Consider the following 20,636-nt stretch of genomic DNA (forward strand, 5'->3'; position numbering starts at 1 on the left):
TCAGCCCCCGATCAGCACGGTGATCTCGCCCATCACGATGGGCGCTCCGCACCCGGCCATGTCGCCCATCCGCAGCGCCGGGCGGTTGCCGACGAGCACGGTGCCGCTGCCCCCGGTGAACGGTGTCGGGGGGTGGCTGGCCGGCGGCGGGAAGGCGCAGGCGTGCATGTCTCCCATCACGGCCGCCGGCATCGTGCCGATGAGGACGGTGGGCACCCCCGGCCCGGTGACGGTGCCGGGGTGCGCGGTGGTGTCACCGACGCGGGCTGCTGCAGGCATGGCGGGCTCCTCGGGACTGGATGGGCCTAGTTGATGGTCACCAGGCCGCCACTGACCCGGCAGGTCGCGTCGGCCTTGAGCGTCGTCGTGGCACCGGACAGGTCGAGGGTGGCGTCGCCCGTGACCGAGGTGCTCGTGGAGCTGACCTCGACGGACACCTGGCCCGTGAGCTCCGCCTTGCCCGGGAGCGAGAGCGTCAGCTTGCCGGCGCCCTGGGCGAGCTCGATCGAGATCTCGGTCGAGGTCATGGTCAGGGTGTGGCCCGCGAGGTGGGTCAACGAGATCTCCTGCGTCATGTCGTCGAAGGAGAGCTCGTGGCCGTTGGGCGTCTTGAGGACGCGCTTGTTGATGGCGTCGGTCGGCAGGTCGACCGGAGGGGTGTTGCTGGAGTCCCACACGCTCCCGACGACCACGGGCCAGCTGAGGTCGCCGTTCTCGAAGGCGACCAGCACGATGTCGCCGACCTGCGGCATGCACCACAACCCGTAGCCGTCGCCGGCGAACGGGGTGCACACCGGGGCCCACGGCTCGATGTCCGGGATGGTGGGGATCTTCACCCGCACGCGTCCCTGCATCGTCAGGTCGAAGTTCTCGCTGACCTCGCCACGCACCAGGCCCAGCCGGCGGCTGTCGGTCTCCCGCGCCTCCGGGCCCTCCATGAAGTCGAACAACGCCACGACGCCTCCTACGCTCCCGAGGGCAGCGACAACAGGCCGCCCTGCACTCGTACGGCGCCCTGCGACGCCGGTGGGATCGACCCGAACCACAGCTCCTTGCGGGCGTCGAAGGTGGTGCGCCACCCGCTGCTGTCGAGCGTCTGGGTGACCGAGACGACCCGCCACAACCCGCCGTACGTCTCGCCGACACCTTCGACCTGGATGACGTGCCCGGCGCGGATCGCCGCGTTGCCCGCGCACGTCCCGCGGGCCGTCATCCGCTTGTTGAGCTTGGGCAGCAGCTTGCCGAGCACGACGCGTGCCGCGTTCGCGGGGGAGATCGGCTCGTCCACCAGCGTCATCTCGGTGCCCTTGCCGCCGCCGATCGGCAGCCCGAAGCCGGGGGTCACGTCGATCTCGAGGGACTGGCGGTCCCAGTCGTAGCCCACGGAGATGGTGAGCTCGAGGCGGATCGATGGCTGCCACACTCTCGCCGACACCTTGGCCACCTGGCCGACCGCGCTGATCCGCGGCGAGAAGTCGAGCAGCGAGGCGCCGTACTTCACGGTCACGTCGGGTGCGAGGTGCGCCGCGGGGGACATGAGGCTGACCACGAGGCCGGCCGGCTCGGCGCGGTGGTCGATCGCGACCTCCCACGCGTTCTCCACCGCGATCCGCTTCAGCAGGTCGAGGGAGCTCTCGCCCGCCTGCTTGCGCACGATGCGCTGGCGCAGCGTCGGGTCGTCCAGCGACATCAGCGTCTCAGCGGCGCCGAGCGCCGCGGCGAGCACGGAGCCGAGGGGGTCGACGGTCGCGAGCAGGCCGTGCTCGAGGGCGAGCTCCGGTGCCACGACGAGGTCGGGCAGCGGCATGACCCCGTAGGTCGGGACGGAGACGGCGAACCACCGCGAGGGCTGCGCGGCGGCGAGCCTGGTGCGTCGGTCCTGTGCCGCGACGGTCATGGTCGGGATGCCTCCGCTCGGGAACGTCGCGTCCGCGGCGACGACCTCGCCGGCGAAGACCCGTTCGGGCTGCTCGGGCGAGTAGCCCAGCCACAGCTCGACCGGCGTGTCGAGGTGGAACAGGTCGTTGTCGAGCCACCGCAACCCCTCGTTGGCGATCGACACCTCGAGGCGGTCGGCGTCGCCGAACCCGCACGTCGCGCTGACCGACGTGAGCGACGCGCGCAGCGCGGCGGGAGCCGGCCGGCCGGAGAACAGCAGCCGCAGCTCGGGGGCGTAATGGGGCGCGACCGTCACGACGCCTCCCGGCTGGGGCGGGCCTGGTGCACGACGCCGCTGGCATCGACGTACGGCAGCCGGGGCAGGGTGAGCCGGGCGCCCACGACGAGCGAGCGCGGGTCGGTGATGCCGTTGCAGACGGCGATGGCTCGCCACGCCGTGGCATCGGCGTACTCGCTGTGGGCGATCAGGGGCAGGCTGTCGCCCTCCGAGACGACGTGCACCTTGGTGTAGTCGACGGTCTGCCGCTTGATCTCCTTCGCCTCGAGCTCGACGTTGCGGTACTCGCTGAGGCTGACCGTGAGCCGCGCGCGCACCGGCGTGCCGTCGGGACGGAACATCACGAAGCGCTGCTGCACCCGGGTGAGCACGCACGTGAAGGTGAGGCTGCCCCACGCGAAGACGACCGGCGGCGGCGCGTGGAGCTCGGGGTTGATGTCCATCAGCGAGGTGATGTCCCGCACCAGGCGGCGTACGTCGCTGCCGGGGCCGCCGGCAGGGCTGGCCTCCGTGGTGTCGGCGAGCAGCTCCATCTCGGCCGTCTGCGCGTTCCCGGCGATGAACTGCACGAGCGGGGCGGAGAGCCCGGGAACCGCGAGCTGGGCGAAGGTCGTCGAGCGGTCGAGGGAGTACTCCTCCGGGTTGAACTGCACCGCCACCCGCCGGCCGGTCACCAGGTCGGTCAGCGTCGCCTTCTCGAGTCCGGTCATGCGGTCCACCCCCGACGCTCACGCGAGGCGACGAGCCGGCGGTCGATCTCCCGGACGACGTGGTCCACGACGCCGGGCACGTCGGCCGCCGTCAGGGGTGTCGCCCCGGGGGCCGACGCCACGACGCTCGGTCCGGCAGGGACGCGCCACGCCGCAGGACGGACCTCTGCTTCGCTCGCGCGGTGTGCCGTCGACCCCGGCGTCGACGCGGTGGCCGCATCCGGCTGGCGGTGCACGATCTCCACGCGTGTCGGTGCGGAGGGGCGGACGGTCGGCACGGGGGGCGCGGATGCGCTGCCGGTCACCGGGCGCGCCGTGCCACGGGCGGTCTGACGCGACCCGGTCCGCGGCGCCTCGCCGACCGGAGGAGGCGCGGCCGAGCCGGCGGCCCGGTCACGGAGGAGCAGGACCTGCGTGGCCGCACCCGCGGAGGCAGCGCCGGGGGAGCCCGCCGGGAGGGCGAGCACCCGGACCGGGTGCGCGGTCGCGACGACCCGCACCGGAACGGCGACGTGCAGGTGGAAGGTCGACGTCGAGAGGTGGTGGACGTGACGCACGAGCGGGCGCAGCGGTGCGAGCAGCACCTGCTCGACCGGCGGGACCGTGCGCAGGGCGCGACGGTGCCCGGTCCGGCGTCGGGTCGCTGTCCTCAGTGCCACGTCAGGCTCCTTGCGCTGCGGCGTTCAGGGTGCTGTTGATGGCCGAGACCTCGCCGACCCACGACCGGCGCTCCCGGTGGGGGAGGTCCATCAGCTCGGCGAGCGGCCAGTGGAGGTGGTAGGCGATGAAGGCCATCTCGTTCCTCAGGCGATCGACGGGATAGGCACGGATTCCCCCAGGCGCTCGCGGCCGGCGGCCAGGTCCTCTCCGCACGACGGGCACGCCGCGTGGTCCCGGTCGGCCGGGTCCTCCACGTCGTTGATCGCGTTGTAGAGGTCCTGCAGGTGGGCGAGGTCGGCCGCGAACAGGGACTCGATGGTGCGCGGGGTCACCGGCTCGACGCCGTCGAGGCGGGTGACCACCCGGCTCAGCAGGATGATCGTGAGGTACGCCGCGTTGCGCTGCACCCGCGGGTCCTGCAGCGGCAGGATCTCGTCGGCGGCCGTGGCGAGGCGCATCGTGCCCTCGCGGTGGAGCGCCCCGTCCTCGCCGAGGAGGCCGACGGGGAGGGTGAAGTCGTGCTCGAGCTGGAGCATGTCAGCTCACCCTCTCCAGGCCCTCGTGCACGAGCTCGACGGTCTCGATCGCGACGTCCGAGGCCTCGGCGTTGAGCGACGGCGCGGTGTACTTCGAGGGCCAGGCCCGCACGAAGTTCCAGCGGGCCACCTCGCTCCCGCGGCGGTCGAGCAGGACCACCGAGCCGTTGCGGCGGTCCACGGCCCCGTCGACGACGGTCTTGTGCCACTGGAAGAGCTGGGTGTCGATCGTCATGCCGTACTTGAGGACGATGTTGGCGTGCTTCGTCTGACCGGCGAGCTTGTGCGGGCTGGTGTTGCCCCCGCCCTCGCGGTGCTCGATCACGTCGATGGTCGAGTCGAGCCCGGTCACCTCCTGGAAGGCGCCTCGCGCGATGCCGTCGATCTCGACGAGGTAGTTGAAGCTGACGAAGGGATCCACTACTTGGGCTGTCATGGTGCTGCCTTTCTCCGGGTGCGTGTGGGGGACGTGCGTCAGACCTCGGCGACCTCGTTGCCGCCGTCCCAGATCCCGATCCGTACGACGATGAACTCGGCGGGGTAGACCGGCTGGACACCGATCTCCACGTAGAGCCGGCCGAGCTTGCGCGTCGAGGGCGGGTTGAGGACCTCGTCGATGCGCACGTAGAACGCGTCCTTCGCCGTCGCGCCGAAGAGCGCGCCGTCGCGCCAGACCCGGGTCAGGAACTCGGTGATGGTGCGCTTGAGCCGCTGCCACAGCGCGAGGTCGTTGGGCTCGAACACCGAGAGGCTGAGGCTCTCCTGGATGGACTCCTCCAGGAACAGGAAGAGCCGGCGGATGTTGACGTACTGCCAGTTCCGGTCGCCCGCGGTGGTCCGTGCGCCGTAGACCACCGGCATGCCCCGGCCGGGCAGGATCCGCAGCGCGTTGACCCCGTCGAGGTTGATGAAGCCCTGGTCCACGTCGGACAGTCGTCGCTCGAGGCCGACGGCGCCGGCGATCCCCACGTTGGCGGGCGCCTTGTGCACGCCCCGGGTGGTGTCGGTCTGCGCATAGATGCCCACCACGTGCCCGGAGGGCGGCTGGGAGACGACCCTGTTGCGCGAGGGGTCCTTCAGGGTGATCCACGGGTAGTAGAGCGCCGCGAAGCCCTTGTCGAGCTGGCCGGTGAGCGAGCCGCGCTGCTGCTTGACGGTGACCAGGTCCACGCCCTCCTTGGAGTCGAGGACCGCGAACCGGTCGAACATCGTCTCGCAGTGACGCACGACCTCCTGCTGCGCAGGGGTCGCCGTGCAGCCGGGGACGGCCACCAGGCTGATCTCGTCGATCGGGACGAGGAGCTTGAGCACCTCGCGGAGCTTCGTCTCGTCCTCGACGTCTCCCCAGGACGCGACCGGGTCGTCGTTCGTGGCGCCGGTGACCTGGAAGGTGCCCTCCGCGGGTCGCGGGTCGCCGTCGGGGAACACGTCGGGGTCCAGCACCACCCGGGCGTACGGGTCGGTGACCGCGGTGCCCCACCACCGCGGGTGCAGCGGCGACGTCGAGAGACCGGCGTAGGTCCGGGTGAGGTTGGCGGTGTCGGTGATGGCGAGGTCGATCTCGGCCGTGGCGACGGTCGTGGTGGCGACGGCGAGCGTGCCCGTCAGCGGGGTGGACAGCGTGAGGCTGTCCGCCCCGACCTCCGAGACCGTGTGCCACTCGGTCTTCGTGCCGTCGGTGAGGACGACTACGGAGCCGCTGGGCACGTGGGCGCGGAGGCTGACGGCAGCAGGTACGTCGACCCGGATGCGGCGGTCGCCGACGGCGAGGTCGTCGGTGCTCACCTTGTTCCACTCGGTGGAGGCCGTCCGTGCCGGTGCGTCGGAGGCGAGGCGGACCGCACCGGGCTCGACGGTGGCGACCGCCAGGCGCGGGGACTTCGTGGCGCCGCGGGAGAGGACGACGTGGTCGCCGACCGCGAAGACCGACGAGTCCGCGACGCTCAGCACCCGCCGGGTGGCGTCGATGCCCGTGACTGCGGGGGTCGCGCTGTGGGCCGGCACGGTGGTGCCGGCACCCTCGGCCGTGAGCGCCTCAGCGAGCGAGCTCGCGTCCGACACGACGACCGTGCCGCCGTCACCGGCGGCCCCGTCGGCGATGGCCACGACCTGCGCCAGGGGGACGGCTGCTGCGTCGCGACTGTCGAGGTCGGCGAACGCGGGGGTGGCGGTGCCGACGCGGACGACGTACGCCATCTTCCCGCCGTTGGCGAAGAACCCCTGGACCGCGAGCGGCAGGTAGTAGGGCTGGGGGCCGTCGAGCGGCCCCCCGAACGTCTCGGTGAACGCGTCGATGCTCGTCAGGAACCTGGCCTCGCCGATCGGGCCCTTCTCCGCGATGCCGATGAAGGCCGCGACGCTCGTCGAGACGCCCTCGATGGGCGAGGCGGGCGTGAACTCCTCGATGTAGACACCGGGGTAGGAGACCTGCACTGCCATGGTCTGGTCCTTTCGCTGGCTGGGTCAGGTGAACTGGAGCTCGAGGGGGCCGGCGGTGGCCGCCGGGAGGGTGACGCTGAGGGGCGCCGTCGGCGGCAGCGCGGTGGCGCGGGCGACGAGGTCGTACGTCCCGGGCGGGACGCCGTCGAGCACGAACCGGCCGTCGGCGTCCGTGAGCGCGCGGCTGAGCAGGCTCCCCGCGGGATCGGCCAGGGTCACCAGCGCCTCGCCGACGGGCACGGGCGCGGCAGCGTGGGCGCCGGTGGCGTCGAGGACCAGGCCCCCGACGCCGAGCAGCGTCTCGGGGTCCGGGGCGGGCCGCCCGCGGCCGGCGGAGGTGATGATCGTGGTGACCGTGCCGTCGACGAGCGTGGGCTCGGGGGCGACGGGGACGGTGACGGTGAGCCAGACGACGGGGCGCCACGGCGCCGCGCGGCCCATCGTCCCCCAGAACTCGGGGATCTTGGTGAACCCCTCCGGAGGCAGCACCTCGGTGTCGAAGGTGTCCTCGCGCCACGCCGACGGCAGACCGGCCAGCTCGGCCGGGACCAGCACCGCCGCGGGCGTCAGGGGAGCCCGCTCCACCAGCGTCCGCACGACACGGCCGAGCAGCCCGTGCTCGGCCGTCGTGGCCTGGACGGCGGAGGAGTCCTTGGCACTGTTCCAGGCGCTGAGCAGGTAGTCGCACCGCAGCAAGTACGGCGACAGCACGCGCCGCGTCGGGTGGTGCTCGATGCGGATCTCGTTCGAGCGGCGGTGCCGGTCCTCACGCAGGTCGACCAGCGCGCAGCTGAGCCACACGCCGGTGCCCGCGCCGACCCGCTGCCGCCACGCGTCGTCCGGCGGCTGGAAGCCGATCCGCGTCGCCAGCGAGGGGATCTCGGCGACCAGGGTCTGCCGGATGACGAGGTCGAGGGAGTCGATCATGGCGCGTCCCAGGTGGAGCCCGGCCGACGGGTCTTCTCGTCGCGGAAGACGTTGCGCAAGGTGGTCTTCGTGCCGTTGACGTCGACCTCGACGTCCAGGTTCACCCCGGGCTTCTTGAGGGCGGTGACCATGGTGGCGATCTCGGCGTCGCTCGCCTGGCCCAACGGGCGGCCGGCTCGGGTGTCCAGCGACGACATCGGATCGGTCTTGTCGTGCCCGGAGCGGAACCGGGCCTTCATCTCGTCGACCTTCTCGTGCCAGGACTTGCTGGCGGACTCGAGGTTCTTGGGGTCGTTGAGCTTGGTCGCGGCCGCTGCCTCCTTGGGCGGGACCCCCGCCTTCGCCATCCAGCGCCCCACCCGTTGCGGGATGCGGTGCTCGATCTCCGCCTGGAAGCGGCTCGGGATCTCGCCTGTCTTCGCAGCGTGGGCGAGCTCGGCATCCGTCATCCCACGGATCGGGTCGAGCTCGGCGGCCGCGCCCGGGAGCTTCGCCCCGCCCTTCGTCTTGCCCCAGTCGATCCGTCCGTCCTTGTCAGGCACCGGCGCACCCTTCGCCTGTTCCACCAGTTGCGCGTCGTACTCCGCGGTGCTCTTCGGCGCTGTGGACGTCCCGCCCGGTCTGCGTGCGGCGATCTCCTGCTTCGCCCACTGCTTCCACACGTCCTTGGGCTTCCAGAGGCGGTCGAACTTCTCGGTGGCGGTCGTGGCCTTGGTCGTGGCGGCCTTGGCTGCCTTGGCCTGCTCGTAGGCCGACGACCGCTCGGCGGCCTTCTTCGTCGCCGACTGCCGACGGGACTCAGCCCTCTGGGAGTCCTTCGCGGCCCTGACCTGGCCGCTCTCGGTGACCGCTACGGCCTTCTTGGCCCGCTGGAGGGCATCCTGCTGCGCCTTGGTCGGCTTGCGTCCCGCCTGCTGACGCGCATCGACGGCCTCCTGGGACTTGCTGAGCCGCGTCTGGGCGGCGGCGGCCTTCTGGGTCGCCTTCTGTTGTGCGACCTCTGCTGCCGTCGCACGCTTCTCGGCCTTGACCCGCAGGCGCTCCCCGGCGTCGGCCTTGCGCTTGAGCTCGGACGGACGGGAGGACTTCGCGCCCTTCGACGTGGAGGTCTTGCCGCCCGCTGCCTTGGCGGTCGGGGCGGGAGAGACGGGCTCCTGGGTCGGGGCGGGTGCAGCGGTCGTCTGGACCGGCTTCTGGGCGGGAGTGACGGGCTTCTTGGTCGGGGCGGCGACGACCGGCTCCTCGACGGGTGCTGCGGGCGACTTGACGGGTGGGGCCTTGGAGGACCCACCACCGGAGGAGCCGGACGAGCCGGACGAGCCGGACGAGCCGGACGAGTCGGACGAGCCGGACTTGGCGGCCGCGGCCTGGTCGATCTTGGCGTGGGCGACAGCGGTGAAGCCGCTCATCGCCGCTGCCATGAAGATCCCCTTGGGGTCGGTCAGCCGGTCGGAGAGCTCGTCGACGAAGTGGCCCCAGGACACGTCCCGGCCGCGGAGGGCGGCGTACGTCTCGTTCACGGTCACCGTGAACACCTGGCTCGCCTCGTGCGAGACGACACCGCTGCCCACCGAGGCCAGGACCCGGCGCACTGCGGTGCGGGCCGCTGGGTTGCCGGCGAGCTTGCCGAAGACCTTCTCGCCGAGCTTTCCGCCGAACCTGGCCAGGACGATCTGCACGGCCGCGTCGACGGCGATGTCACCCCAGTCGACCGGATCTCCCTGGACGACCTTGACGACGCCGACGCCGACGTTGGCGACGATGGGCGCGCCGACGGAGATCACCGTCGCGGTCGTCGCCACCGACGTCCCGGCGACACCCGTCCCGACGACGCCCGGCGCGAGCCCCGCGGCGGCTCCACCGGTCGCGACCACGGCCAGGACCCCGAGCGTGACGAATGCGGCGTCCCGGGTGAACTCGAGGCCGGTCGCCATCGCCTCGGCGCCCTCGATGGTCTGGTCGATGTAGATCCGGACGAGCGCGGCGGACCGCCCCGAGGCGCTCTCGGCCCGCGTGGCCTCTTCGGCCGCGGCGGCCAGACGTCCCTCGGCGACGAGCCGGGCGACGGTGACCTCGGCGATCGTCACGACCGGCCGCTGGAGGGCGAGCGCCATCCCGGGGTCCTCGTGGTCGCCGAGGGTGCCGATCCAGGCCATCGCGTGCGCGGCCTTGGAGCTGAACCAGAACTCCTTGTCGACCTCCTCCTGGGCGGCGTAGCGGCCGGCGGCGTCGTCGTACCTGCGGCGGGAGCGGGCCACCACCTCGACCAGCGCGTTGCGGGCGGCCGCGCGCGTCTTCTCCGCGTCCTCGGCGGTCAGCACCAGCGTCTTCCCCAGGTACGTCGTGGTGTACCGGCCGTCGGGCGTGCGGGTGAGGTCCTCGATGGCCTTCATCACCGTGCGACTGGCCGTGAGGGCGTTGCCGCTGGGCAGCTGGAGCGCCGGCGCCACGGGCGCGGGGGTGGACTGGGGTCGGGCCATGGCCTGGGTCAGGTACGGCGCCACCCCTCCCGCCGCGGCGTCCTCGTCCTGCTTCGGCTGCCGGGCGACGCCCACGCCGGTGGCGCCGGCGACCGGGGCCTGGTGCCCCAGCGCGGCCTGCGCCGCCGTACGACCGGCGCCCTCGGCATGACCGCCGTGGAGCGGGATGACGCCCGCGGGCAGCCGCGTGCCGAGGTCCGGGTCACCGCCGCCGCGCCGCTGCTCGACCACGTGGCCCAGCTCGTGGGCGATGAGGGTTCGTCCGCGGAGCGACGTCGGGTCGAACCTGCCCGGACCGAAGACGATGTGGCGGCCGACGGTGAAGGCTGCGGCGTCGAAGGAGTCGGCGAGGCCGCCGCTGGCGGCGCCCGTGTGCACCACGACGTCGCCGAACGACGCACCGAAGGACCGTTCCATGCTGCTCCGCAGCCCACCGTCCAGCGTCCGTGACTCCTCATGGACCGGGTGCAGGAGCGCGTGCCCGGGGGAGCCCGGGCGGGTGGCGGTCATGAGAGCGCCTCGGCCACCGTGTCGGCCAGCTGGCCGAGCTTGGCGTACTCGCGGTCGACCGCCCGGTCCAGGCACGCGCGGTCGACGGGGCCGCCACGGGCGCGGGCCAGGTGGGTCGCAGCCAGCGCGATGTTGCGGATGTGCCCGCCGGCCAGGGGGTGCCGGTCGGCCAGCTCGTCCAGGTCGACGTCATCGGCGAGAGGAACCCGCGCCGGCCAGACCGTGTGCCAGATCCGGGCGCGCAGTGCCTCGTCGGGGTAGGGGAAGTGCAGGCAGAACGACAGCCGCCGGGCGAACGCGTCGTCGAAGTGCCCGAGCAGGTTGGTGGCGAGGATCGCGACCCCGTCGTAGCGCTCCATGCGCTGGAGCAGGAACGAGATCTCGAGGTTGGCGTAGCGGTCGCGAGCGTCCTGCACCTCGCTCCGCTTCCCGAAGAGCGCCTCCGCCTCGTCGAAGAGGAGCACAGCGTCGGTCTGCTCGGCCGCGGTGAAGACGGCCTCGAGGTTGCGCTCGGTCTCCCCGATGTACTTCGACACGACCGCCGAGAGGTCCACGCCGTACAGCGGGAGCCCGAGCTCGCCCGCCACCAGTCGGGCGGCGAGCGTCTTGCCGGTCCCGCTGGGGCCGGCGAAGACGGCCGTCAGCCCCGGGGGCAGGCCGGGCTGGGCGCCGAACCCGGAGTCCTCCAGCACCTGCGTACGTCCGGCTGCCTGCGCGACGAGCTCGGCCAGCTGCTCGCGGATGTCGGCGGGGACCACGAGCTGCGACCAGTCGGCCGAGGTCTCCAACGGTGTCGCCAGGCGCGACAGCCCGTGACCCAGCAGCCCGATCGACGCGCTCGTGACGTCCCGCGAGGTGACGTGGGTGGGTTCGCCGACCAGGCGGCGTCCCACGGCCCGGGCGGCGAGGGTCGCGGCCAGCCTGCCGACGTCGTCGTGGTCGAGGTGCTGCCAGCGGGCCAGGCGGGCTTCGTCGTCCGCCGCGACGACCACGCCCCTGCCGTGCAGCACCTCGACGAGGTGCGCGCCCACCGATCCCGTGCCGGGGTGGACCTCGATGGAGCCGACGTCGTGCGGGGCGTCGTCGTCGAGCACGGGGTGCACGCCGATCGCCACGACCGCCGCCAGTGCCTCCCAGCGGTGCGCCGGGACGTCCGAGGTGTCGCCCGTGACCACCGCGACGGCGTTGCGGAGCAGGCACTCGGCTGCCACGCGGGCCGCCGGCGCGGGGTCCACCAGTGCCTCGGCCGAGACCACCAGGCAGTTGCGGCCGGCCGTGGCGGCGGCGTGCAGGGCGGTGGCGAGCGCATCGCCGGGACGGCCGCCCACCAGCGAGGTGAGCGACGGGTGACCTGCGCCGAGGCGGGCGGCGATGACGTGGGCGGCGAGCGGGTCGGGCGCGGTGGTGGGCGCCACCAGGTCGTCGCGCACCCAGGGCCGCAGCGACGGGTCGAGTCGCAGGATGCCGAAGGCGCTGCGCAGCAGCGCCGTGCTCGCGGCGCAGGAGGCCAGGAGGGTGGGGCCGCGCGGAGGCTCGCCCACCACGGGGGACTCGCGCGGAGGGACGATGTGCAGCAGTCCCATCCGGGCGAGCGGCCCGCCGTCGCTGAGCCGGGCGGCCAGGCCGACCCGTTCCGCTCCGCGGGCGCCGACCAGGTCGGCGATCGCCGCCACCGTGAGGTAGGGGCTCGCAGTGCGCGCGGTGAGCACCCGACAGCTCGCGGCCAGCTCGGCGTCGAGGTCCGGCGCGAGCGAGAGCGCCACCGCCGTCTGGTCGAAGGCGTCGAATCCATGGGCGACGAGCGGGTCACGCAGGTGCTGGGGCAGGGGCGGCACGGTGGTCGCGGCGGGACCCTCGTGGTCGAGCCCGCGGCCCAGCACCTCGGCGCACCACCGCACCAGCGGGTCGAGGTCCAGCCCGTCGCGCGGTCCCATGACAGGAGCGTGGCGGCAGCGCGTCGTCGCCGGGATCCGTCAGGGCAGGGGAGACGGGGACGAAGTGGGGGTGGGCCCCGGTCCCTCCACCCCACCTCCACCGGTGGAGGGCGGCGGGCCGGACAGCGCGATCTGGTCGCGTCGCCCCACCTCGAGCTTGGCCAGGATGGCGTGCACGTGCGACTTCACCGTCGACTCGCCGAGGACCAGCCTGCTGGCGATCTGGCGGTTGGTGAGCCCCCGCTCGGCGAGCTCGGCGACGACGAGCTCGCGCGGCGTCAGCCGCGCCGGGCCCTGGCCCCTCAGCTGGTGGGGCATCCGGGGCGGCTCCGGTCTCCGCTGCAGCGCCTGAAGCAGCAGCGCCGCGATCCGCGGACTGCACGGTGACTCACCCCGGGCGGCCAGCCGCACCGCGGCCAGGACGTCGCCCAGCGGCTGGTCGGCGTCGACGAAGCCGGCGAGCCCGGCCTCCGCCCCGCGCACCACGGCCTCGGACTGGCCGTGCCGGGTGGAGATGCCGATGCCGACGAGTCGGGTGGTCGGCGCCGTACGGCGCAGGGAGGCCATCAGCGGCACGACGCTGTCCACGGAGAAGTCCAGCAGGGCCACCGTCGGCTGGCGCGGCACCATGCAGGCCAGCGCTTCCGGTCCGGTGGCGACGCCGGCCAGGAGCTCGAGGGTGGGGTCGGTCTCGATCGCCATCGCCAGCGCGTCGCGGTACGCCCGGACCGGTGCGATGAGCACGAGATCGATCACGACGCCTCCCCGAGCGGCGAGTGTGACGAGAGCGGGTGGAACACGGGAGGTCTGACGGAGCCGACCCGGACGTCGGCTGGGTGTCCCTCCCCGGCCGTGAGCCGCACCCCCGAACGAGGGCGGGTGTCGAGCGACGGCATGTCGAAGCTGCGTTGCGTGACGAGTGTCCCGCAGCAGGGTCCCGCCCCGCCAGCCCGTCTAGATGGGCTGGACCAGCTCGCCGGACCCCGTGGGTGTGAGGCGCGCGGGACGGGGCATCCTCCTGCCGTGGCGATCCGTGCAGTGGTGCTCGACATCGGGGGAGTCCTCGAGGTCATCGACGACGACGTCTTCCCGGGGCCGGCCGAGGCGCGTCTCGGGCTCGCGCCCGGCACCGTCGCGGGCGGTCTGGCCGGCCTGCCCGGCGACGCGCTCACCGGCGGCGCGACCGAGGCCGACATCCGGGGGGAGTGGCAGCGCACGCTCCGCCTCGACGACGCCCAGGTCGACGAGCTCGTCGAGGACTACTGGCGGTGGTACGTCGGCACGATCGACCAGCCGCTCCTCGACTGGTTCGCCGCCCAGCGCGGTCCGCGCCTGACCGCGATCCTCTCGAACTCGGGCCCCGGCGCCCGTGAGCGCGAACGCGTCCACGGCTTCGAGGACGTCACCGACGACATCGTCTACAGCCACGAGGTGGGGCTCGCCAAGCCCGACCCGGCGGCGTACGCGTTGAGCACCCGCCGCCTCGGCGTCGCGCCGCACGAGGTGGTGTTCCTCGACGACGTGGTGGTCAACGTGGAGGCCGCGCGCGCCTTCGGCTGGCATGCCGTGCTGCACACCGACACCGCCACCTCGATCCGGGAGCTGGAGCGGATCATCTCCACGATCCCCTGAGGGTGCCCGCTGCCGCGGCCGGGTGCAGACGCAGAGCAGAGCCCGGTCGGTGACCGACCGGGCTCTGCTCCTTCGCGTGTGGCGCCCCGGGACTCAGGCGGTGGCCAGCTCCGGCTGGCGCCCGGCCACCGGCGCGGCCTGCCGTGCGTGCCGCATCCCCAGCAGGGCCAGGGCCAGCAGGACGAACCCTCCGACGAAGGCGGCGATGGCGGCGTAGCCGGCGATCGTGCCGATGGTTGCGAAGGCGTAGCCGTAGAGGAGCAGGCCGCGGAGCGTGTTGCCCATGAAGAGCGTCTGGCGCAGCCCGCCGAGGGCCTGGCCCTCCTCGCTTGCCTTGGCCTCGTCGTCCAGCGCGAGGAACTCGCCGCTGACCTCCTCGTAGGTGCGGCCGTCGCTGGCGGCGTTCATGTGCGCGAGGATGTAGTGGTCGGCGTACGCCTTGGCCTCGGGACCGGTGTTGAGCTCGCTGCCGGCGTACTCCTCGAGCACCGTGGCGTCCGACTTCGGCAGGCTGGCGAGGGCCTCGCCCTCCGGCATCGTGATGCCCTGCATGGTCAGCTGCTGGTCGACCTGGTCGCCGATGAAGGTGTTGGCCCAGGTCAGGAGACCTCCGGCGATCAGGAGCACGGCGGCGAGCGCCAGCCCGGTCCAGGAGATCAGCTTGTCGAGTACCGCGCGCATGATGTGCCTTCCGTTCGGAGGAGTCGTGGGTCGTCTCCTGCCTCGCCACCGAGGCTATGAAGGTCGCGTCGCCGCCAGATGGGGACAACGCCACCAACTCCGCGGGACCAAGGTCCCCTGTCGTCCCGCGTCAGGTGCGCGGAGCCGGCCAGACGTAGTCGAGGTCGGGCGGCACGTCCGGGAAGAGGGGGCCGTAGAAGTCCGGGTCCTTGCGCACGAGCGACGACTGGTGGGAGCGGTGGACGTCGTCGTCACCGATCCAGTACGGCAGCGCGCGTGCCGCGGCCAGCTCGTCCTGCGTCCGGATCGCAATGACCCCGGCCGCCGCCAGGTCGGCCGTCACGGTGGCGGCGCACGTGTCGGCGCGGCCGCCCTCGACCCAGACCTCGCAGCACGTCAGGGTGTAGCGACCCAGCGCCTCGAGGTGGCCGCGCCACATCTTCACCGCCGGGTGGTGTCGCCAGCCGTAGCCGGGGACGGTCAGCCCCCGCACCACCTGCAGGCACTCCACGCGTTGCTTGCCCAGCCGCCGTTGGTCGAGGACCCGGGCCGAGCGTTGGAAGTCGGGGTAGGGCAGGAAGGTCTGCACCGCTCCCACGCTAGGCACGGGGCGACGCCGGTGAACACAGCCGAGGGGAGGGGGTGAACCCGGCGCCGGTGGGTACGTGGGGGCATGGATCGCGCCACCGCAGAGAACCAGCCAAAGACCCAGTCGGAGACCCACCGGGCCGCCGACAAGCCCGACTCGCCCAAGGACCTGACCAAGCCGTCGTGGACCTACGTCCTGCGCAAGACGGTGCGTGAGTTCTCCGACGACCAGTGCACCGACCTGGCCGCGGCCCTCACCTACTACTCCGTGCTCGCGATGTTCCCCGCAGCACTGGCGATGCTGTCGGTCGTCGGCCTGGTGAGCGACGGACCCAAGACGGTGGAGACCCTCGTCGGGATCATGCGTGACATCGGCGCGGGCAGTGCCGCCGACTTCCTCGAGCCGACGCTGGTCCAGCTCAGCCAGAGCTCGGGCGCCGGCCTCGGCCTGGTCCTCGGACTCGCCGCCGCGCTCTGGTCGGCGTCGGGCTACACCGGCGCCTTCGGGCGCGGGATGAACCGGATCTACGAGGTCGACGAGGGCCGGCCGATCTGGAAGCTCCGCCCCATGATGCTGCTCGTCACCCTCATCACCGTGGTGCTCGCGGCCGCGGTGCTCGTCGGCCTGGTCATCACCGGTCCCGCCGCCGAGGCGGTCGGCAACGCGATCGGGCTGGGCTCGACCGTCGTCACCGTCTGGAACATCGCCAAGTGGCCGGTGATGCTCGTGGTCGTCATGCTCATCGTCGGGCTGCTCTACTACGCCACGCCCAACGTCAAGCAGCCGAAGTTCCGCTGGATCAGCGTCGGTGCGGCCGTCGCGATCGTCATCTGGATCATCGCCTCGGCGCTCTTCGGCTTCTACGTCGCGAACTTCAGCTCCTACGACAAGACCTACGGATCGCTCGCCGGCGTCATCGTGTTCCTGCTGTGGCTCTGGATCACCAACCTCGCCCTGCTCTTCGGCGGCGAGCTCGACGCCGAGCTCGAGCGCGGCCGGGAGCTGCAGGCCGGGATGCCCGCCGAGGAGGCGATCCAGCTGCCGCCCCGCGACACCCGCAAGAGCGACAAGGCGGCCAGGAAGGAGCGCGAGGACGTGCTGCGTGGACGCCGCCTGCGCGAGTCCAGGGGGCGTGACGCCGATGCCGACCGCGCTGACACCGAGGAGGAGACCCGGTGACGGCCCCCCGCGTCGTCCTGGTCACCGGGGCGTCCAGCGGGATCGGCGAGGCGGTCGCCCGTGAGGCGGCGTCGCGTGGCGACCACGTCGTCCTCCTCGCCCGCGGCCGCGAGGCGCTCGAGCGCGTCGCGGCCGACTGCGACTGCTTGGGTGCCGCGTCCACCCTCGTCACCCCGGCCGACGTCAGCGACGACACCCAGGTCGGCCAGGCCGTCGCGGAGGCGGTCGGTCGGCACGGTCGCCTCGACGTGGTCGTCAGCTCGGCCGGTGTGGTCGCCTACGGTCCGATCGCCGCTGTCCCGGCCGGCGTGTTCGACCAGGTGGTGTCCACCAACCTCCTCGGTGCGGTCAACCTCGCGCGCCACGTGCTGCCGGTGCTCCGCGACCAGGACGACGGCGCCCTGGTGCTGGTCGGGTCGGTGATCGGCCACATCGGGGTGCCGGACATGGCGGCGTACGTCGTCAGCAAGTGGGGGGTGCGTGGGCTGTTCCGCCAGCTCCGCGTCGACAACCGTGACCGTCCCGGTGTGCGGTTCGCCTACGTCGCCCCCGGCGGCGTGGACACACCCATCTACCGACAGGCTGCGACCTATGGCGACTCCGTCGGCCGACCGCCCTTCCCGGTGGACCGTCCGGAGAAGATCGCGTCGCGGGTCCTCGCGGTCGCGGACGCCCCGTGGCGGGGCGGTCAGGTCGGGCTGTCCAACGACGTGATCCGCTTCGGCTTCAACGCCGTCCCGTGGATCTACGACCGGCTGGTGGGACCGCTGTTCTCCGTCGTGGCGCAGGACCTCGCCGCTCCGGTCGTCCGCGGGCCCGGCAACGTCCTGGCCTCACGCCAGGACCACAACGGGCTGCGCGGTGGACAGGGCAACGCCCTGCTCGGGATCGGTGCCAACCTCGCCGAGGTCGTACGTCGACGGGTGGGGGGACGCGGGTGAGCGAGGGCACCGGCCCGCTCCCGCGGCGTACGACCGTGCCGCGCGGAGACGTCGACCTCGTCGTCTTCGACGGTGGCACGCCGGACGGTCCCACCGTGGTGCTGGTGCACGGCTGGCCGGACACCCACAGCCTGTGGCACGGCGTCGCGGAGCTGCTCGGCACGAGCTGCCGGGTCGTCGCGTACGACACCCGGGGCCGGGGGGAGTCGGTGACGGCCGCGCCGGACGCCGGCTTCGTCGTCGAGGTGCTCGCCGACGACCTCTTCGCGGTGCTCGACGCCGTCGCCCCGGACGAGGCGGTGCACCTCGTGGGGCACGACTGGGGATCGGTGCAGGCGTGGGAGGCGGTGTGCCGTCCCGGCGCCGACACCCGCATCGCGTCGTTCACCTCGATCAGCGGACCCAGCCTCGACCACGTCGGGCACTGGGTGCGACGGACCATCGTGCGGCCGAGCCCCCGCCGCGTGGCGGGCCTGCTCGCCCAGGCGGCGTCGTCGTCCTACGTGCCGTTCCTCGTCTCGCCGCTCGCGCCGCCCCTGCTCGGGATCGTCGACCGGGACGCGGCGAGTGGCCTGCGCTACTACCGCGGCAACCTCCTGCGGGGCGCGCGTCGCCCGCAGCACCGGACCACTGCCGTGCCCGTCCTGCAGCTGGCGCTGACCCGCGACGTGGCCATCAGGGAGGCATCGCTCGCCGCCAGCGAGCCGTGGGTGGAGTCGCTCGAGCGACACCACCTGCCCCACGGGCACTGGGTCGTCCGGACCCGGCCCGACGTGGTGGCCGACGAGGTCTCCCGCTTCGTGCAGCGGCACGACGCGCGCACATCCGACTGATGAGACGTTCCGCGACAGACCCGTCGGGCGCGCATGCAGCGCGGGACCACGGGGGTACGGGGCGGTCCAGCACGACCCCAGGCGCTTGCCAGCCGACCGATCCAACGAGGAGCCCGGATGACCCCGAAGAAGCCCGTCGCCGCAGCCAAGAAGGTGGCCGGCGAGATCGCCGACGCCGTCACGGAGGCGGTCTCCCTGACCGACAAGCCGGTCCCCGGTGCACCCGGCAGCGAGCCGCCGACGCTCGAGGAGCCGACCGAGCCGCGTGAGGTGCCGCCGCCGAAGCCGGACCAGCAGCAGCCGACGCCCCTGTCCCCGACGGGCGCGCCGAGCGCCGACCCGTCGACCGCGAGCGCCCAGCAGGGCGCCTACCTCACCACCGCCACCGGCGTGCGCATCGGTGACAGCGACCACTCGCTCAAGGTCGGGTCACGTGGCCCGACGGTGCTGGCGGACCACCACCTGCGCGAGAAGATCATGCACTTCGACCACGAGCGCATCCCCGAGCGCGTCGTGCACGCACGCGGCGCCGGAGCGCACGGCGTCTTCGTCGCCAACGGCGCGGCCGCCACCGTGAGCCGGGCCGCGGTCTTCGCACAGGGGGAGGAGACACGGGTGTTCGTCCGGTTCTCCACGGTGCTGGGCTCGCGCGGGTCCGCCGACACCGTGCGGGACACCCGCGGCTTCGCGACGAAGTTCTACACCCGCGAGGGCAACTGGGACCTCGTCGGCAACAACATGCCGGTCTTCTTCATCCAGGACGGCATCAAGTTCCCCGACGTGATCCACGCGGGCAAGCCCCACCCGGACCGGGAGATCCCCCAGGCGCAGAGCGCCCACGACACGTTCTGGGACTTCGTCTCGCTCCACACCGAGGCCCAGCACCACGCGATCTGGAACATGTCCGACCGCGGCATCCCGCGCAGCTACCGGATGATGGAGGGGTTCGGCGTCCACACGTTCCGCCTCGTCGACGCCGAGGGTGGCACGACGCTGTGCAAGTTCCACTGGAAGCCTCGCCTCGGCGTGCACTCCCTCACGTGGGAGGAGGCCCAGCTGGCGGGCGGCGTCGACCCGGACTTCCACCGCCGTGACCTCTACGACGCCATCGAGTCGGGTGCCTTCCCGGTGTGGGACCTCGGCATCCAGACCTTCCCGGACACCCCGGACCAGATGTTCGAGGGCATCGACCTGCTCGACCCGACCAAGCTGGTGCCGGAGGAGCTGGCCCCGGTGCAGGTGATCGGCACGCTCACCCTCAACGGCAACCCGACGAACTTCTTCGCCGAGACCGAGCAGGTCGCCTTCCACACCGGCCACCTGGTGCCCGGCATCGACGGCACCGACGACCCGCTGCTGATGGCGCGCAACTTCTCCTACCTCGACACCCAGCTGACTCGGCTGTCCGGGCCGAACTTCAACCAGATCCCGATCAACCGGCCGCATGCACCGGTCAACGACAACCACCGCGACGGCTTCCACCAGCAGGCTGTGCACGGCGGGGTCGCTCCCTACTCGCCGAGCTCGCTGGACGGCGGCTGCCCGTTCTTCGCGGGCGCGGACGAGGGGGCGTTCGTGGACGTGCCCGTCCAGGTGCCGGCTGCGTCCAAGGTGCGCGAGAACCCGGCGTCCTTCGACGACCACTTCAGCCAGGCACGCCTGTTCTGGAAGAGCATGTCGTCCGTCGAGCAGGAGCACATCGTCAACGCCTACAGCTTCGAGCTCGGCAAGTGCTACGAGCAGGCCGTCAAGGAGCGCCAGCTGCTGGCGCTCGCCAACATCGACGAGGAGCTGTGCGCCCAGGTCGCCGCGGCGCTCGGCCTGCCGGCTCCTGCCCCCACCGTCGCGCTCGAGGAGCCGGCGCCAAGCCCTGCGCTGTCCCAGGTCGGCGAGACGTGGCCGACCGACGGCCGCCTGGTCGGGGTCGTCGTCGACCCCGACGGTGACCTGACCGCGGTCGCCGAGCTGCGCGAGGCGCTGCTCGCCGCCGGCGTGCTGCCCCTGCTCATCGCTCCCCGCGGTGGCGAGCTCGGCGACGGACTGGTGGCCCAGCGCACCTTCGCGACCGCCCGCTCGATCGAGTTCGACGCCCTCGTGGTGGCGGGTGCCGCCCCGGCGGCGGCCGACGCAGTCGCGAGCCGCGACAGCAAGGCCGGCGACGCCTCGACCGTCCGCACCGACCCGCGCGTCGGCCTGCTGCTCGAGGAGTGCTTCCGGCACTGCAAGGCGGTCCTCGCCGTCGGTGACGGTCGGGCCGTGCTGGACGAGCTCGGCCTCGGTGGCGCCGGTGTGGTGACGGGTGACGGAGCCGGTGACCTGCAGGCCGACCTGCTGGCGCTCCTGGGCGCCCACCGGTCGTGGGAGCGGTTCGGGACCGTCGTGTGATCCCCGGCGACGGGCGCCGGCCCC

At 72.7% G+C, this 20,636-nt stretch carries 20 protein-coding genes; 5 read left to right on the plus strand and 15 right to left on the minus strand.

Annotated features, from left to right (window positions below):
* Genes ASC64_RS04685 through ASC64_RS04740 form a run of 13 tightly spaced genes read right to left on the minus strand, consistent with a single transcriptional unit; the run spans position 1 to position 13,128 of the window.
* The gene (locus ASC64_RS04685; protein WP_056906382.1) at positions 1–279 is read right to left on the minus strand and encodes a PAAR domain-containing protein; all 279 of its coding nucleotides are present in this window, start codon (positions 277–279) and stop codon (positions 1–3) included.
* A gap of 26 nt (positions 280–305) precedes the next feature.
* On the minus strand, positions 306–956 hold the full coding sequence (locus ASC64_RS04690) for a phage baseplate assembly protein V (protein WP_056906383.1): 651 nt from the start codon (positions 954–956) through the stop codon (positions 306–308).
* An 8-nt stretch (positions 957–964) separates the two neighbouring features.
* Positions 965–2,194 carry a phage late control D family protein gene (locus ASC64_RS04695; protein WP_056906384.1) on the minus strand — a complete coding sequence of 410 codons (1,230 nt, stop codon included), beginning with the start codon at positions 2,192–2,194 and terminating at the stop codon, positions 965–967.
* Positions 2,191–2,886, minus strand: a complete 696-nt coding sequence (locus ASC64_RS04700) for a CIS tube protein (protein ID WP_056906412.1) — start codon at positions 2,884–2,886, stop codon at positions 2,191–2,193. The genes ASC64_RS04695 and ASC64_RS04700 overlap by 4 nt, the downstream gene beginning before the upstream one ends.
* Entirely contained in the window at positions 2,883–3,545 is a 663-nt protein-coding gene (locus tag ASC64_RS04705; protein ID WP_056906385.1) for a hypothetical protein, read from the minus strand. Before ASC64_RS04705 ends, ASC64_RS04700 begins: the two co-directional genes overlap by 4 nt.
* 1 nt (position 3,546) lies before the next feature.
* Entirely contained in the window at positions 3,547–3,681 is a 135-nt protein-coding gene (locus ASC64_RS22965) for a DUF6760 family protein (protein WP_268788224.1), read from the minus strand.
* 8 nt (positions 3,682–3,689) lie between these two features.
* Complete coding sequence (locus ASC64_RS04710) at positions 3,690–4,082, minus strand: hypothetical protein (RefSeq protein ID WP_056906386.1); 393 nt, start codon at positions 4,080–4,082, stop codon at positions 3,690–3,692.
* Between the two features lies 1 nt (position 4,083).
* Positions 4,084–4,518 carry a phage tail protein gene (locus ASC64_RS04715; protein WP_056906387.1) on the minus strand — a complete coding sequence of 145 codons (435 nt, stop codon included), beginning with the start codon at positions 4,516–4,518 and terminating at the stop codon, positions 4,084–4,086.
* Between the two features lie 38 nt (positions 4,519–4,556).
* Complete coding sequence (locus ASC64_RS04720; RefSeq protein ID WP_056906388.1) at positions 4,557–6,521, minus strand: phage tail sheath C-terminal domain-containing protein; 1,965 nt, start codon at positions 6,519–6,521, stop codon at positions 4,557–4,559.
* Positions 6,522–6,545: 24 nt separating this feature from the next.
* Positions 6,546–7,448: a Pvc16 family protein gene (locus tag ASC64_RS04725; RefSeq protein WP_056906389.1), complete on the minus strand. Its 903-nt coding sequence runs from the start codon at positions 7,446–7,448 to the stop codon at positions 6,546–6,548.
* The gene (locus ASC64_RS04730) at positions 7,445–10,438 is read right to left on the minus strand and encodes an eCIS core domain-containing protein (RefSeq protein ID WP_082550212.1); all 2,994 of its coding nucleotides are present in this window, start codon (positions 10,436–10,438) and stop codon (positions 7,445–7,447) included. The genes ASC64_RS04725 and ASC64_RS04730 overlap by 4 nt, the downstream gene beginning before the upstream one ends.
* A complete protein-coding gene (locus tag ASC64_RS04735; RefSeq protein ID WP_056906391.1) occupies positions 10,435–12,372 on the minus strand; it encodes an ATP-binding protein in 1,938 nt (645 codons plus the stop codon). The genes ASC64_RS04730 and ASC64_RS04735 overlap by 4 nt, the downstream gene beginning before the upstream one ends.
* 39 nt (positions 12,373–12,411) lie before the next feature.
* Positions 12,412–13,128, minus strand: coding sequence for a LuxR C-terminal-related transcriptional regulator (locus ASC64_RS04740; protein WP_056906392.1), 717 nt, complete (start codon positions 13,126–13,128; stop codon positions 12,412–12,414).
* 267 nt (positions 13,129–13,395) lie between these two features.
* Here ASC64_RS04740 and ASC64_RS04745 point away from each other — a divergent pair, with 267 nt between their 5' ends.
* Complete coding sequence (locus tag ASC64_RS04745; RefSeq protein WP_056906393.1) at positions 13,396–14,004, plus strand: HAD-IA family hydrolase; 609 nt, start codon at positions 13,396–13,398, stop codon at positions 14,002–14,004.
* A 93-nt stretch (positions 14,005–14,097) separates the two neighbouring features.
* Here ASC64_RS04745 and ASC64_RS04750 read toward each other — a convergent pair whose 3' ends face one another.
* Both ASC64_RS04750 and ASC64_RS04755 read right to left on the minus strand, forming a co-directional pair.
* Positions 14,098–14,685, minus strand: coding sequence for a hypothetical protein (locus ASC64_RS04750; protein ID WP_056906394.1), 588 nt, complete (start codon positions 14,683–14,685; stop codon positions 14,098–14,100).
* 130 nt (positions 14,686–14,815) lie between these two features.
* Entirely contained in the window at positions 14,816–15,274 is a 459-nt protein-coding gene (locus tag ASC64_RS04755) for an MSMEG_6728 family protein (RefSeq protein ID WP_056906395.1), read from the minus strand.
* Positions 15,275–15,358: 84 nt separating this feature from the next.
* Between ASC64_RS04755 and ASC64_RS04760 the strand changes: the two genes are divergently transcribed.
* The 4 genes from ASC64_RS04760 to ASC64_RS04775 all read left to right on the plus strand — a co-directional run bounded on the left by ASC64_RS04760 (position 15,359) and on the right by ASC64_RS04775 (position 20,612).
* A complete protein-coding gene (locus tag ASC64_RS04760) occupies positions 15,359–16,453 on the plus strand; it encodes a YihY/virulence factor BrkB family protein (RefSeq protein WP_056906396.1) in 1,095 nt (364 codons plus the stop codon).
* Positions 16,450–17,394: an SDR family NAD(P)-dependent oxidoreductase gene (locus tag ASC64_RS04765; protein ID WP_056906397.1), complete on the plus strand. Its 945-nt coding sequence runs from the start codon at positions 16,450–16,452 to the stop codon at positions 17,392–17,394. Before ASC64_RS04760 ends, ASC64_RS04765 begins: the two co-directional genes overlap by 4 nt.
* The gene (locus ASC64_RS04770; protein ID WP_056906398.1) at positions 17,391–18,227 is read left to right on the plus strand and encodes an alpha/beta fold hydrolase; all 837 of its coding nucleotides are present in this window, start codon (positions 17,391–17,393) and stop codon (positions 18,225–18,227) included. Before ASC64_RS04765 ends, ASC64_RS04770 begins: the two co-directional genes overlap by 4 nt.
* A 117-nt stretch (positions 18,228–18,344) precedes the next feature.
* The gene (locus ASC64_RS04775; protein ID WP_056906399.1) at positions 18,345–20,612 is read left to right on the plus strand and encodes a catalase; all 2,268 of its coding nucleotides are present in this window, start codon (positions 18,345–18,347) and stop codon (positions 20,610–20,612) included.
* Positions 20,613–20,636 lie beyond the last annotated feature (24 nt).

This window comes from Nocardioides sp. Root122 (assembly GCF_001425025.1).
Lineage (GTDB): Bacteria > Actinomycetota > Actinomycetes > Propionibacteriales > Nocardioidaceae > Nocardioides.